Origin of the sequence: Sphingobacterium haloxyli, from assembly GCF_002980525.1 — a bacterium.
In the GTDB taxonomy this organism is placed as follows: Bacteria; Bacteroidota; Bacteroidia; order Sphingobacteriales; family Sphingobacteriaceae; genus Sphingobacterium; species Sphingobacterium haloxyli.
Window position 1 is genome coordinate 315,347 of record NZ_PVBQ01000005.1, and the last position, 15,027, is coordinate 330,373.

The following is a 15,027-nucleotide window of genomic DNA, read 5'->3' on the forward strand; positions in this document are numbered from 1 at the left end:
CAGACGAATCATGAGGAAAGGAAGTAAGATGTACCAATCGAGAATTGCCGGCATAGGATATTATGTGCCCAAAAACGTGTATACAAATCAGGACCTTACGCGATTTATGGATACCAGTGATGAATGGATCCAAGAACGGACAGGAATTAAAGAGCGGCGCTATGCTGATCGCATTGGAGAAACGACCACCACAATGGGTATCGAGGCTGCCAAGATTGCTATCGAACGAGCAAATACAACTATTGACGATATTGATTTTATCATCTTCGCAACTCTTTCTCCTGATTATTATTTTCCTGGGTGTGGGGTGTTATTGCAACGCGAAATGGGCATGAAAGAAGTGGGTGCACTTGATATTAGAAATCAATGTTCCGGCTTCGTATATGCACTCTCTATTGCAGACCAGTTCGTCAAAACGGGCATGTATAAAAACATCTTGGTTGTCGGTTCTGAAAAACATTCTTTTGCGCTGGACTATTCCACGCGAGGGCGTGCCGTCTCTGTTATCTTTGGCGATGGTGCTGGCGCTGTCATCGTACAGCCAACCACTGAACCTGGGAAAGGTATTCTCAGTACGCATTTACATTCAGATGGCGCTGATGCAGAAAAACTTGCCATGTACTACCCGGGAACCTCAGGGGGGATGTGGTTGGATAACCAGCCGGAGTGGCCGGATCAGGAACTGGGTGGTATGCTCATGACAAAAGAGATGTTGGATGACGGGTCCGCATTTCCGTATATGGATGGGCAGGCTGTATTCAAAAAAGCTGTTGTCAAGTTTCCGGAAGTTATACAAGAAGCGTTAGCAAAAAACAATCTCAAATCGGTCGACATTGATTTGCTTATACCGCATCAAGCCAATCTACGGATTGCCCAGTTTGTACAGAAAACATTGGGATTGAATGATGACCAGGTATTTAACAATATCCAAAAATACGGCAATACCACTGCGGCCTCCGTTCCCATCGCCTTATGCGAAGCCTGGGAAGCGGGAAAAATCAAGGATGGGGACCTAATTTGCTTAGCCGCCTTTGGCGCTGGATTTACTTGGGGATCGGCGTTGATACGTTGGTGAGGTTGTAGCCTTCTGCTTTTTCTTAAACCCAGAGTTGAATATAACATCCCATATCGCAGAACTAACTCCGAAACCACGCTCTGGATCGGAATAGTGATGCAACATGTGATGGTCCTTTATTTTCTTAAACACACCCGATTTAAAATTCGCGTGGTGCATGGCGTAGTGACATTCGTCATAAATCAGATAGCCCAACAGAAATCCTGCAAAAAAAGAGGCTAAAATAAACTCTGGAAGGAATAAACTGAAAATAAAATAGATAACAGCGGCCAACGGAATACTAGCCGATAATGGCATTACAAGCCGTAAACGGTCTTTCGGATAATCGTGATGTACGCCGTGAAAAATAAAGTGTATGCGTTTGCCCCAACTAGAGGTCGGTTCATAATGGAATACCCACCGGTGTAATACGTATTCTGCTAATGTCCAAAAAGCCAAGCCGGCGAAATAATACAACGCAATGTTGCCGACGGACATCTCCCCTTTTGCATAGGCCTTATAGATAAAATAACCTATTACTGGAATCCAAAATATCAGCGGCACGGTATAATGTACTTTGGTCAAGGATTCTAAAAAATTATTTTTAAACATCCGAGCGGATTCGGAAGAGTTAGAAACATATAACTTCTTTGCCATAACAAAACAGTTTGAACAAAAATACCAAGTCTTGTTGTCTTATCAAAGCTTTACTTTTTGAACATTCTCACATTTTTGTCAAATATCCATCGCTACAATACTCGAACTAACAATCCTTTTAAATATTCGCCCTCTGGGAACGATGCTCGAATTGGATGATCTTCTGGTTGATTAAAATGTCGAATAAACTGGATTTCCTTCCCGGCGTCCAATGCTGCCCAGGCCAAAACTTGCTTAAAGGTATCAATATCCATTGCTCCTGAACAAGAGAATGTAGCTAGTAGTCCACCGGATTCCAACAAGAGCAATGCGCGTCTATTTAAATCTTTATAGGCTCTAGCCGCTTTGTCTAGCGCAGAACGCGAAGGCGCATACTTCGGAGGATCTAAGATAATAACATCGAACTTTCTGCCTTCCTCACCTAATTGACGAAGGTACTTATTGACATCTGCCTGTACAGCTGTGTGTATAATAGAATTAAAACCATTTAGCATGATATTCCTGTTCAGCGTCTCTATAGCTAAAGCAGAACTATCGACAGATACAACAGAAGAAGCTCCTGCTTTAAAAGCGTTTAGTGTAAAGCCACCGGAGTAACAGAAACAGTCTAGTACATGTCTATCTTTTACGTATTGTGCTGTCAACCAGCGATTATCCCGTTGATCACAGTAAAAACCAGACTTCTGTCCTTCGACAATATTGATTTGGTATCGGATACCGTTTTCTATCACATCGACAAATTCAGCCGGCATATCTCCGTACAGCAATCCGTTTACATCTGACAAACCCTCATGTTGACGAGCATTTAAATCGCTTCGTTCGTAAATCCCTTTAGGTTGTAAAAGCTGTACCAGTTCATCAACAATGATCATCTTCACGACTTCCACACCAGATGAATGTATCTGCACGGATAGGAAATCACCATATTTATCTACAATCAGTCCAGGTAAAAAATCAGCTTCGGCGAAAATTAACCGGACCGCATTGTTCTGATCCGTTAACAGAGGGGTTCTTAACTCTACGGCCCGTCGTACCCGATTGCGCCACCACTGTTCGTCTATGGGATGTTCCTGGTTCCATTCCAGCAAGCGAACAGCTACTCGCGACTGGGCATTGTAAATACCATAAGCTATAAATTCTTTATCGGTATTAAAAACCTTAACGGTTGAGCCGTTCGCAGGTTTTCCCTCGACGGTTTTTATCGCTCCGGAGAAAATCCAAGGGTGTAATTGCCAGGCTGCTTTTTCTTTATTTTTATGCAGTATAATTTTGTTCATGTTTGCAAAAATACGCTTTTTCGTCTCCCCAGCGGGGTGCTTTATGTGTTTGCCAGTAAATAACTTTTAAACGCATCGTAATCTACCGACATCTCTGTCACAAGTTTCTGCTTTCCGGCCAATTCCTCTGCCCCTGTAGGCAATTCAATTTTCGAGAATATCTCTTCGGAAATAGCATCTGGAAACTTACATGGGTGAGCCGTTGACAAAAACACAGAAGCATATGTTCCCGGATAATCTTGACGATATTGATTCGAAGCTAGATAGGCGATAGCCGTATGCGGACAAGCAATATATTGATATTTATCGTAGAGTTCTTTCATAGCGTTTACTGTCTGCTCGTCGTCATACGTGTATGAAGAAATCATGCTACGGAGTTCCTCCACCTTGTTGTCGAACATATCCTGAATACGAACCCAGTTGCTTGGATTACCTACATCCATGGCGTTTGCCAGGGTCTGCACAGATGGCTTCGGATCATAGCTCCCTGATTGCAAGAAACGTGGGACCGTGTCGTTAACGTTGGTTCCTGCTACAAAATGCTTCACGGGTAACCCCATTTTATAAGCCAACAAACCCGCGCCGATATTACCAAAGTTGCCACTTGGCACGGTAAAGATTACTTCGGAAATGCCTTGTGATCTCAATTGTGCATACGCCCAAAAATAATAGAACGTTTGTGGTATCAATCGGGCAATATTAATAGAGTTTGCAGAAGTTAACCGTAGTACTTTATTAAGATCGGCATCATTAAATGCTGTTTTCACCAGCGCCTGACAATCGTCAAACGTACCATCAACCTCCAAGGCCCGTATATTTTTCCCATTCGTTGTCAACTGTTCTTCCTGCACTTTGGAAACTTTTCCTTTTGGATAGAGTATAGTAACACGTGTACCGTCTACACCCAAAAAACCTGATGCTACGGCTCCTCCTGTATCTCCAGAAGTCGCAACTAAAACGTCTAACAACTGGTCTCCCTGCTTTGAGAAATAGCCCATAACACGACTCATAAACCGTGCGCCAAAATCCTTGAAGGCGTACGACGGTCCGTGAAACAGTTCCAATACGGCTGTTTCCGCATCCAAAAACCGAACAGGGGCATCAAAATTAATCGCATCGGCAATAATGGACTTTAAATCACCATTCGGAATATCGTCGCCAATTAACGTATGTGCTACTTCAAAGGCAATCTCCTGCAGCGAATATTGTTGGATATTACGGATAAAAGCTGTATCCAACGACGGAATAACCGATGGCATATAGAGGCCTTTGTCTGCAGGCAATGAATTGAAAACGGCTTCTTGGAATGAAACCCGAAGGTCTTTATTATTTGTACTATATAGTTTCATTTTTTTGTTATTGTTATAAAATCTTTGGTCCATTGATATTGACAGGCGATACATATTTAAAACTGTCAATCTCGCAATCTGTTAAATGTTGCTGAATTAAATTTGCGGCATTTTCAGCGATTTCTTTTCCTCGAGAAACAGCTACTACCGAAGGACCCGAGCCTGAAATACCAAAACTTAACGCCCCTGCGTCTAGTGCAATTTGCTTCATGACGTAAAACTCGGGAATCAGAATAGCACGCGTAGGCTCGATAAGCACATCGTGCATACTTCTGCTAATCAGCTCGTAATCACTTCCATAAAGTCCTGCGATTAATCCGGCGATATTGCCCCACTGTGTCACCGCGTCTTTCAAAAGAACTTTTTCCTTGATGAGTTGCCGAGCATCCCGCGTAGGCACGTCGACCCTTGGAAAAACAATTCCTGCATATAACTCCTCGGGTACCGGCAATTTAATCACGTCCAAAGGATGGTGCCCGCGAATTAACGTGATTCCCCCCATCAGTGCCGGTGCTACGTTGTCGGCATGTCCATGACCACAAGCAAGACGCTCGCCTTCCACACAGAACGGCAGCAATTCTTCTTTGGTCAATGGGTTACCCAAAAGACTATTGATGGCAAATAATCCCGCTACGGTACTGGCAGAACTGGACCCTAAACCACTGCCAATGGGCATATGCTTAATAAGCTCTATCTCCACACCGATCTCTTTTGAAATCCCTAGGTGTGCCAATAGCATTTTAACGCAGGCACTTACCGTGTTTTTATCTGCGTCCAAAGGCAATCTGCCCTCATCTCCAGTAATCGAGCGAATACGTACACCAGGTGTCGCTACACGGTGCATAAGGACCTCGTCGCCCGGATTATCCACCGCAAACCCCAATATATCGAATCCGCATATCATATTAGCTACGGTGGCAGGCGCAAACACGCGCACGGTATCCATAATTTTATTGAAATCTATTGTTTTAGCTGTTTTATTCTGATTCATTGTATATAACTTATCACTCATGTCTCGATTATGCTCCCACATTAACCAGATCGGCAAATACACCTGCTGCCGTTACTTCTGCGCCGGCTCCAGGACCTTTTACGACCAACGGGCGTTCTTTATAACGTTCCGTTGTAAAAGAGATAATATTATCACTTCCTGACAATGTGTAGAAGGGATGGCTTTCATCGACCATTTCTAAAGCAATGGACACTTTATCATCTTCCAACTTACCAATGTACCGTATTACTTTCTTCTGACTTTCTGCCTCTTCTTTTAGTTCATTGAAGTATTGGTCAGCTTTTAGTAGCGCAGCATAGAAATCGTCTACAGATGTTGCTTCCAAACAGGCTTGAGGAAGGATAGCGCCGAGATCAACGTCAGATGGTTCGATTACATGTCCTGCATCCCGCGCCAAAATCAACATTTTCCGCATGAAATCAATTCCTCCCAAATCGTCACGGGGATCAGGCTCCGTGTAACCCAATTCCTGAGCGCGTTTCACGACTTCATAGAATGAGGCGTCTCCTGTAAAGTTATTGAATATATAAGAAATAGTTCCCGAAAGTATCGCTTCGATCCTTACAATACGATCGCCGCTCAACATCAAGTCCTTTAGCACCCTAACAATCGGTAAACCTGCCCCAACATTCGTTTCATAAAAAAAGTCCACGCCATATTTACGGGCTGTATCATGGAGTGATTTGTACTGCTTATATTCGCCGGAATTCGCTATTTTATTACAGGTGACAACCGAAATATTGGATTTAAATATGTCGAGATAATAAGTGGATGGAAGCGGGCTGGCTGTATTATCAATAAAGACGCAGTTAGGCAAATTCATTGCTTTCATCCGTTCTACAAAATTAGACAAATCGGCCACTTCTCCTTCGCCTTCCAATTTCGTACGCCAATCCGTCAAATCGATGCCTTCCGCGTCAAATAGCATTTTCCTAGAATTAGAAATACCAGCAATCTTTATTTCCAGATCATTATTTTCTACCAAAAAGCCATACTGTTCATGGATCTGCTTAAATAACGTGGCACCAATATTACCCGTACCCACGCTGAATACATATAGGGTCTTCTTTAACTCCGAGAAAAACGCGTCATGTACAGTATTCAATGCTTTAGCCATGTTTTCCTTCTCGATAATAACGGAAATATTGAGCTCAGAAGAGCCTTGCGCGATAGCACGCACATTGATACCATTTCTTCCTAATGCATGGAACAAGCGGCCCGACATGCCAGGTGTACGTTTCATATTCTCACCTACAATGGCCAACACCGAAAGCTCATTTTCTACCGTGGGTAAAACCAGTTTATTTGCATCCAATTCTAGTTCGAATTCTGCCTTAATAAGCTGCACAGCTTTCGTTGCATCGCTGGGGTGGACGGCAAAAGTAATACTATGTTCAGAAGATGACTGTGTGATCAGCACCACATTTATCTGCTCTCTTGCCAACAATGTAAATAGCCGCCCACTAAATCCCGATTTTCCGATCATTCCGCTTCCAGAAACGTTGATAACAGAAATATCAGCAATAGATGAAATCCCCTTGATCGGATAAACAGACTTTCCGCTCTCGAACTGAATAACGGTACCCGGAAATTCTGGCTCAAATGTATTTCTGATTACAATGGGAATTTTCTTCAAAAAAGCCGGAATCATCGTAGGCGGATATATTACCTTCGCTCCAAAATAAGAAAGTTCCATTGCCTCGTTATACGATAACGTTGGTTGCGAAAATGCTTTCTTTACAATACGCGGATCAGCCGTCAGCATCCCATTGACGTCTGTCCATATCTCAATGGCGGTGGCCCGCAATACCGATCCAAAAATTGCAGCTGTATAATCGGACCCTCCTCTTCCCAACGTTGTAACGCGACCAGCTTCGTTTGAGCCTATAAAACCAGTAACGAACAAAAGTTTATCAGTATGCGTATGGGTAAGTGACTGAATAAGCTGATTCGTAATTTCCTCGTTTACATGTGCATGTCCAAAATTGGAATCCGTTTTTATATAATGAGAAGCATCGACAAATTCCGTTCGCTCAACGTATTGCTCCATCACTTTAGCGACCATGTAATTTGACAATCGTTCACCGAAAGAAACAATTAAATCTTTACTTTGTAAGCTCAGCTCGCGAAGCGCACTAACACCTTGCAGAATCTCCTCTAATTCATTAAGTAACAACTTTAACCGAGTAAAAACCGGATTTTGATATTTTACCGCGATGAGTTTTTTCACTACTTCAAAATGACGTTCTTCCAACAATTTCAAATCGTCATCAAAAGAAATCTGCTCGGCAGCATTTTCTGCCATTCTTGTGAGTAAGTTCGTTACGCCAGCCATCGCTGACAATACAACCAAAGGCTTTTCTCCCTCGTCGTAAGACTTCTTAACAATGCCTAATACTGCCTTTACACTTTCCACATTGCCAACTGATGTCCCGCCAAACTTTAATACTTTCATTTCAGTTTATTTATAATTTAAAATAATGTGTATACTAACCAAAAAAGCCTTCCCATTTGGAGGAAGGCTCTATATTTTATGTACACTTTCTTATACAATAGAATTACTTCCTCCGGTGGATAGTGTCGGTGGTAATAATAATCGTTGTAATAATAATGTGTAGACTTTCCATATTTTTGAAAAACGATCTAAATATAGGAGTTTTTATTTGAATCCATCAAATATTTTTAATTTTCGTTAAAATTTTAATAAAGAAGTTTTACAGAAAGTAGCTGTTTAGCGACCCGGATCACCAGATAGCAATACTGAATGCCGATAAAAAAAATGTTAAAATTCGTTAAAGAACAGCAAAATAATAAACGATATGCTTGGAAGCATAGACATTATGTATTAGATTTGCTTCAGTCCTGTAGAAAATATAAGACAAAACACTGAACGTATCATAATCAAGTGAAATAGGCGAACATAATGAATACAAAAAAACTGATAGCAGGCATGCTCTTCGTAGGCTTATGTGTAGTGTCTCAGGCACAAACAGCAAAATCAACCTCTGCTGACCCTGACAATCTAGCCAAAGAATATTTTTCACAAATAATGGGCGTTGCCTCCAACGCCATGGCAAATACGAAACTTTATCAATTCGTGTACGAGTGGCTAGGTACTCCCTACCGCTTAGGCGGAGATTCTAAGAAAGGGATAGACTGTTCCAAATTTTCACTTGCTGTTTATGAAAATGTTTTTAATACCACGATAGGTTACAACAGTCGTAATCAATACGCCAACGTAAAACCAGTTCGCAAAAATGATCTACAACCAGGAGATCTAGTATTTTTCAAAATTCGCAGCAGGCAAATCACACATGTCGGTATTTACCTAGGTGACGACAAGTTTGCCCATGCCGCATCGAGTAGAGGAGTAATGATTAGCAATCTTAATGAAGCTTATTGGAAACGATATTATTATAATGGAGGCAGACCTTCAGAAATAAACGAAGCGATGCTAGCTGACGCCAGCTCCGATGACGAAGATAAAAATTTACACTAGTTTTTTTCTCTCATGACATGATAAGAAGGTTCGGATGTATAAATTATCCGAACCTTTTTTTTGATAAGATTTTGTATTTTTATACACTGTAATCAACGTGCATAATATGTCTAACAAACGAACACTCATTCTTGATAAAGAGCAGATCCATCAAAAGTCTATTCGTATCGCGTACCAAATTCTCGAAGATAATTTTGAAGAAAAATCCTTGGTGTTGGTGGGCGTTGCAGACCGAGGCTATGTATTCGCTAAGAGGCTTCAAAAGCTTTTAAGGCATATTGCTCCGGAAAAGAAAATCGAACTTATTAAAATCACTATTTCGAAAACGAAAAGAAGCTTAGAAGCAACCACCGATGTACCTATTGAAACTGCAAAAAATAAAGTCCTTATACTCATTGATGATGTTCTCAATAGTGGCCGTACCTTGGCTTATGGTTTGGGTTTATTTCTCAATGTTCCGCTCAAAAAAATGCGGACTGCGGTATTGATTGACCGTTCTCATCATCAGTTCCCCTTATTCAGTGATTATTATGGTCTGAAACTCTCCACCATATTAAAGGAACACGTCGAAGTTGAGCTTGAGGAAGTTGACCAACGGGAAGATGCTGCGTGGCTGTCGTAGTGTTTTAAGATTTCTTGATCCTTAACTTCTGCCCTATTTTAAGCCGAGTGCTCCGTAAGCTGTTATCTGCTTTTATTTGAGATATGGTAGCCCCTTTAAATCGAGCCGCAATATGTGATAAGGTGTCCCCTTTCTTCACCGTATATGTCGTATAGGTCGCAGCCGAACGTTTGGTAAATTTACTCGAAGTTGCTGCCAATCTACGCTTTTTGGCAGATAGGTGTGTCGTTGTGGGTGTGGGTGATATTTCTTCCACCCTTGCTAACCTATCTCCCGAAACGTCCAATTGGTTATTCAATGCAGCATACAATAAGCTATCACTAAGATATTCGGTATCCGGCAGGATCAAACGTCGTGGACTTTCGGCGCTGGCATTAATAACAGAGCGTTTGTACGCAGGATTGAATTTTTTAATCGTTTCTAAAGGTAGATTGACGGCGTAAGCAATTTGTTGCAAATCGACTGTTTTTTCCACCATAATCGGTTTTGCCTCCCAAGCAAAATCATTTGTCATTGCCGATATCCCATATTCGTCCGCGTGTTTTAGCGTATATGTCATCGCAATGAATTTCGGTATATAGTCTTGTGTCTCCTTTGGTAAATAAGCGGATAGTTCCCAAAAATTAGGACTTTCTAATCCCGATCGTTGAATAGCACGGCGTACACATCCTCTTCCACAATTATAAGACGCCAACGCTAACAACCAATCATTAAATTCGTCGTAGGCATCGAGAAAATAACGACTTGCTGCATAACTAGCCGCATAGGGGTCTTTACGTTCGTCTATATAACTATCCATCGTTAGGTCATAACCTTTTGCCGTAGGATACATAAATTGCCATAAACCTACAGCACCTGACCGGGACACCAAATGTGGATCTAATGACGACTCGACAACAGATATATATTTGATTTCATCTGGTAGCTGGTTTTCAGCAAGTATTTTTTCATATATCGGAAAATAATATTCCGCCAGTCCCTGTAACTTACTCAAATAGGGGTTGTAATTACGGGAAATATATTTATCAATATAGGATTTTATTTTTTCGTTCAAGGCTAATGGAATGGTTCTCTGTATTTTACGCATACGATTAAAAACCACTGAATCTTCCTTCGTATACAAAGGATCACAATAAGACAAGGTTTTAAGCGAATCCAAAGCAGAAATAATAATCTCCCGTTGGCTAGATGCTGCCTCTATAAGATGTAGCGGTACGAGCTCTGTCTCCGCACTGACCATATCCTGGGCATGTAGTGATGTTTTTAATCCGAGTACACAAAAAAGTATTAACCAGAAACGGTTTTTAATCATACGGTATTAGGTGTTTTTATATGTAAACGTATATCTTCCCCAAGTAGTACATTTACTTCCAAAAAAAACTAAAGAGTTTCATGGAGGGCCGGCCCTCCATGAAACTCTTATTTCTTACCCTAGTTAGTTCTGCGGGTTATTGTTATTATTTGTGCTGTTTTGGTTCTCAGTAGGTTCTTCACGTTGTCCATCTTTAAATTCCTTCACCCCACGTCCTAGACCACGCATCAATTCTGGAATTTTTTTGCCTCCAAAAAGTAACAAAACCAAAACTACTATGATAATAATCTCTTGCGTCCCAATAAATAATAATCCCGATGTATACATAGTTTTAAAATTCTTAGCGTTGCTTTCATTATCAACGCATTACAAATATATAATTAAAATTCTGAATTTCTTGTAATTATTTTGCTAACCAGGAAACGGGATTCATCGCGGTCTGTCCTTGAAACACACCAAAATTCACGATAGAATATCCAGCATCTGGATCTTCACCTGCTGTACCAATCTGTTGCCCTCTCCCTACTTTTTGACCACGTCTCACCGACACACTTTTCAGATTGGAATACGAGGTGAAATACTCACCGTGTTTAATAACCACAAAACTTCCGATTACTTGTACAACATCCCCTTCGAAAACTGCTTTTACCGATGCGTTGTCCGCTGTTCGAATCGCTACGTCGGAGTTGTCGATCCGCACGTTACGTTCTACGGTTTCGAATCCAAAGTTACGCACAATATTTCCTTGAGCCACCGGCCACGGCAAACGTCCGCGATTGGATTTGAAATCTGCTGAGAGCTTAGCTGCTTCCGGTGTAGAACGCAAGACTTCGCTATCCGACTTCCGAGGTGCAGACTTCTCAACTTCCTCGACGGATTTGCCCGTCCGTTTAGCCTCTGCTTCAGCGGCTTTTCTTCGCGCTTCTTCTGCGAGTTTGCGTTGTGCTTCAATCTCCCTTCGGATTGCCGCCTGTATCATCGCGTCGATACGTTTCTTTTCCTGTTGCTTCTGACTTAACTGGCCTCTGTACGTGGATTCTTCTTTTTTCAACTGACTAAGCTCCTGTGCATGCGCTGATCGGTCTTTGGCAATAATTGCTTTCTCTCCTTCTTGTTCCTTTAACAGTTTGTTTTGCGTTTCGCGATCGCTCTCCAATTGTGCAATTTTCAGTTCTATTTCCTTCTTGGTCGCTTCAATTTCTGCCACTTTTATCTTACGCGCATCGTTAAACTGTTGTAAATATTTTACGCGCTTAAAGGCTTGGTTAAAATCTTTCGACGCGAAAATAAACATCAGTTTATTATACCCATTTTTGTTCCTAAATGCAAAAAGAATCATTTTTTCATAATCGCTCCGCATCTTTTCCAACTCCGCCTTTAATTGGTTAACCGCTTTCGTATTCTTTTGGATATTATTTTTGATAATCCGCAGCTCTGCATTGATCGTCTTGATTTTGTCTTCCCGAAGATTTAATTGGCGACTCAGCGCATTCACCTCTTTTTGAGAAAGCAACTTTTCTTGCGTTTTTGCGCGCACAATCTTCATTAACTCGGCAATCTCCGCATCTATCTTTTCCCGTTGCTTTTTTAGTTCTGCACTGCTCTGGGCAGAAACATACCCTAGTCCAACACCGCAAACAAACAAGAAGCTAAATAGTATTTTTTTTATATCCATGAACCGTTTTTCTCTATATCTCGGCAAACAAGCCTACAAAAATAAAGATTATTTTGTGCTTTTATTGTGATAATCACTAATTTATTACTTTGTATCTACTAGAAACAGAAAAAGGCATCTCTATATTTTCGTTAAAAGCCACGCGGTTATAACCTAATTGTACTTTTAATGACACTTCCTCTCCCACGATATTTAACGCTACATTCCGCGGAAAATTATACCCAACCGTTTTAGCATAATCTCCATAAAAAGCTTCGAGATTGTGTGTTCCTCCCACTTCTTGTAAGACAAAGTTAAATGGCCTGTTTTCCTTGTTTATCCGATACTGATAGGATAACTGTTCCTTAATCCCAACCACGATAAACTCATCCGTAGCGCTAGCTACCTGTACATTTTCGGTACGTAACAAGTTAGAGGACACATTTGCCATTAGTAAATCCTGTAACGTAGCAAACGTAACGCCTCGATTTGTATAATTATATATGTACGAAAAAGGCTTTGCGATATACTCTCCCTGAAATTTATTGAGTATTTTAACACTATCTGGTGTAATTAAAATGCGAGCCACTTCGACCCCAAGTATCGCCGTCACCGATAACCATATCGCCTTATTTCGTTCTATGCGGACATTCAATGTAACGTCATGCGCATTCTTACCCATCTCGATTTTTGCTTTTGCTCGTCCGGAAAACGTATGAAAATCCAGATTATTCATTTCAAAAGTCTTGATACTTGCTGCACTCGCTGCACTGATTTCCGTTGGTGTATCAGGAGATGGCATCGCTATTTTTCGTTTCGTTTTACAAGAAGTAAAAATCAATGCACCTATTGCCAACGTTATAATTATTCTACTCCACATAACTTTCTGTTGCTATTTTCGACTTTAACTTTTCCACATCTATACCACTTCCATCGCGCATGGTCAAAGCCTTTTTCCACTTCCTTATTGCTTCCTTGCTATTACCGGACTTAAACAGTATATCGCCATAATGTTCATAGAGTACTGCTGATGGAGAAGACCCTTGCACAGCCTTTTCGATCCATTTTAACGCCTCTTTATAGTTTTCTTGCTTAAAGAGTACCCACGCGTAAGTATCTTGAAAGGTGCTCGAACCCGGCTCCAATTCGTTTGACTGTCTAGACAACTTCTCCGCCAGTTCTAATTTCTCGTTACGTTCCGCTAAATAATACGCATAATTGTTCATTGCTGTTGCGTTCGTGCTATCCAATTTAATAGCTTCTTCATAGGCAACATCAGACACTTCGGCCATCTCCAACTTATGATATAAATCACCAAGACCTGCGTAGATAAGCGATTGTAAATATGTATTTTCCGCTCCGCTATTATCCAGCGCCGCTTCCATAAACTTACGGGCATTATCCCCGTCATCCTTGACCATGTATGCTAACCCTGTAAAGTAGAGAAGCATTGGGTTATTCGGATTTGCTTCTAATGCTTCCAGGCCGTGATTAACGGCTTGGTCTACCTCGTTAAGCGCCATTTCCACATTCATCAACATGCGCCAAGCGTCGATGTGTGCTCTGTTAATCCCTACTGCGGTAAGAAACAGCGACCGCGCTTCCTGCAGATTTCCCCTCCGCCAAAGCACATCTCCTTTCGCTACATGGCTATCCGCAATGCGTGGGTGTTTTAACACCAATATATTTGCCAAATCCTGAATCTGCCCTAACGGCAGTTCGGACTTGCCACTCAAAAGCGTAAACATGACACGATGTTTATCCATATAGTTAACATCTGGCGATTCAAATGCTTTTCGCAAGGCTTCAAATGCCTGTCTGTCTTTCTTTCCTGCTGTATAGGCGTCTGCAAGGTCTAAATACAACAGGTGGTCGTTCGTATTCGCTAACCCTTGCTCCAATATTTGTATAGCCTGTTTGGATGAATTCCTTTCCATGTAAATGAAGCCTAGGGTACTATACACTTGACGAAGGGTGGAGTTATTCTTTAGTCGTGGTAATAGTATTTTTTCCGCCTCTTGCTTCCTGTTCAAATCAACCAGCATCTCTGCCTTCATAACATCCAAGGTATCAGAACTTCCAAATTTCGCAACAGCCTCATCATAGACCTGCAAAGCTTCGTCTGATTGCTTAGAAGCATGCAATAATAACATCTTCTCCCGGTACAAAGATGCATTGTCCGGATATACACCAATTGCACGGTCGATCACTGGAATCGCTCCAGCGATATTTCCCTGACTTTTATGCAACTCAACAAGATAGTTGAGATATAATATATGCTTTGGTTCTATTTCCAGGGCTTTCTCGGCCAAAGGAACAGCGACATCAAAATTTCGTGCCTGTCCGTACAACAGTGCCTTTGCATAATATACTTCTGCCGCATCGGGATATTTTGCGAGGATATCGTCTAATTTTTCGATAGCTCCGGCCAAATCTCCCGTACGAAGTTTCTCCTCTACCTCAACCAACAATTGCTTATAAGGTTTCTCTTCAATTTGTCCCTGTTGTGCATAAATATTCAAAGTGTAAAACAATCCCGCGATGACAAGTAATCCTATATAAGCTACTTTTTTATACATATTCATTCAAAT

General features: G+C 41.4%; 13 protein-coding genes. 3 read left to right on the forward strand and 10 right to left on the reverse strand.

The genetic code is table 11. The features are described 5' to 3' along the window. The first annotated feature begins 10 nt into the window (after positions 1–10). Entirely contained in the window at positions 11–1,075 is a 1,065-nt protein-coding gene (locus C5745_RS08655) for a 3-oxoacyl-ACP synthase III family protein (RefSeq protein WP_243403290.1), read from the forward strand. On the opposite strand, the gene C5745_RS08660 is transcribed toward C5745_RS08655, so the two are convergent. The 5 genes from C5745_RS08660 to thrA all read right to left on the reverse strand — a co-directional run bounded on the left by C5745_RS08660 (position 1,022) and on the right by thrA (position 7,804). Further along, the gene (locus C5745_RS08660; RefSeq protein ID WP_243403291.1) at positions 1,022–1,711 is read right to left on the reverse strand and encodes a sterol desaturase family protein; all 690 of its coding nucleotides are present in this window, start codon (positions 1,709–1,711) and stop codon (positions 1,022–1,024) included. The two genes, C5745_RS08655 and C5745_RS08660, sit on opposite strands and share 54 nt — an antisense overlap. Before the next feature lie 92 nt (positions 1,712–1,803). Beyond that, a complete protein-coding gene (locus tag C5745_RS08665) occupies positions 1,804–2,988 on the reverse strand; it encodes a class I SAM-dependent rRNA methyltransferase (RefSeq protein WP_105716589.1) in 1,185 nt (394 codons plus the stop codon). A gap of 41 nt (positions 2,989–3,029) precedes the next feature. Further along, positions 3,030–4,337: a threonine synthase gene (gene thrC, locus C5745_RS08670; RefSeq protein WP_105716642.1), complete on the reverse strand. Its 1,308-nt coding sequence runs from the start codon at positions 4,335–4,337 to the stop codon at positions 3,030–3,032. Between the two features lie 13 nt (positions 4,338–4,350). Beyond that, the gene (locus C5745_RS08675; RefSeq protein ID WP_105716643.1) at positions 4,351–5,328 is read right to left on the reverse strand and encodes a homoserine kinase; all 978 of its coding nucleotides are present in this window, start codon (positions 5,326–5,328) and stop codon (positions 4,351–4,353) included. Positions 5,329–5,356: 28 nt separating this feature from the next. After that, a complete protein-coding gene (thrA, locus tag C5745_RS08680) occupies positions 5,357–7,804 on the reverse strand; it encodes a bifunctional aspartate kinase/homoserine dehydrogenase I (protein ID WP_105716590.1) in 2,448 nt (815 codons plus the stop codon). Positions 7,805–8,272: 468 nt separating this feature from the next. Between thrA and C5745_RS08685 the strand changes: the two genes are divergently transcribed. Then, positions 8,273–8,848: a C40 family peptidase gene (locus C5745_RS08685; protein WP_105716591.1), complete on the forward strand. Its 576-nt coding sequence runs from the start codon at positions 8,273–8,275 to the stop codon at positions 8,846–8,848. Between the two features lie 106 nt (positions 8,849–8,954). Next, positions 8,955–9,470, forward strand: a complete 516-nt coding sequence (locus C5745_RS08690; RefSeq protein ID WP_105716592.1) for a phosphoribosyltransferase family protein — start codon at positions 8,955–8,957, stop codon at positions 9,468–9,470. Between the two features lie 4 nt (positions 9,471–9,474). On the opposite strand, the gene C5745_RS08695 is transcribed toward C5745_RS08690, so the two are convergent. The 5 genes from C5745_RS08695 to C5745_RS08715 form a co-directional block, all read right to left on the reverse strand. After that, on the reverse strand, positions 9,475–10,782 hold the full coding sequence (locus C5745_RS08695) for a lytic transglycosylase domain-containing protein (protein WP_105716593.1): 1,308 nt from the start codon (positions 10,780–10,782) through the stop codon (positions 9,475–9,477). 123 nt (positions 10,783–10,905) lie between these two features. Continuing rightward, entirely contained in the window at positions 10,906–11,109 is a 204-nt protein-coding gene (locus C5745_RS08700; RefSeq protein ID WP_105716594.1) for a twin-arginine translocase TatA/TatE family subunit, read from the reverse strand. A 76-nt stretch (positions 11,110–11,185) separates the two neighbouring features. Next, entirely contained in the window at positions 11,186–12,457 is a 1,272-nt protein-coding gene (locus tag C5745_RS08705; protein WP_105716595.1) for a murein hydrolase activator EnvC family protein, read from the reverse strand. A gap of 76 nt (positions 12,458–12,533) precedes the next feature. Continuing rightward, positions 12,534–13,316 (reverse strand): DUF4292 domain-containing protein, encoded by a 783-nt coding sequence (locus C5745_RS08710; RefSeq protein WP_105716596.1) that lies wholly within the window; start codon positions 13,314–13,316, stop codon positions 12,534–12,536. Further along, positions 13,306–15,021 carry a tetratricopeptide repeat protein gene (locus C5745_RS08715; protein ID WP_105716597.1) on the reverse strand — a complete coding sequence of 572 codons (1,716 nt, stop codon included), beginning with the start codon at positions 15,019–15,021 and terminating at the stop codon, positions 13,306–13,308. Before C5745_RS08715 ends, C5745_RS08710 begins: the two co-directional genes overlap by 11 nt. Between the last annotated feature and the right edge of the window lie 6 nt (positions 15,022–15,027).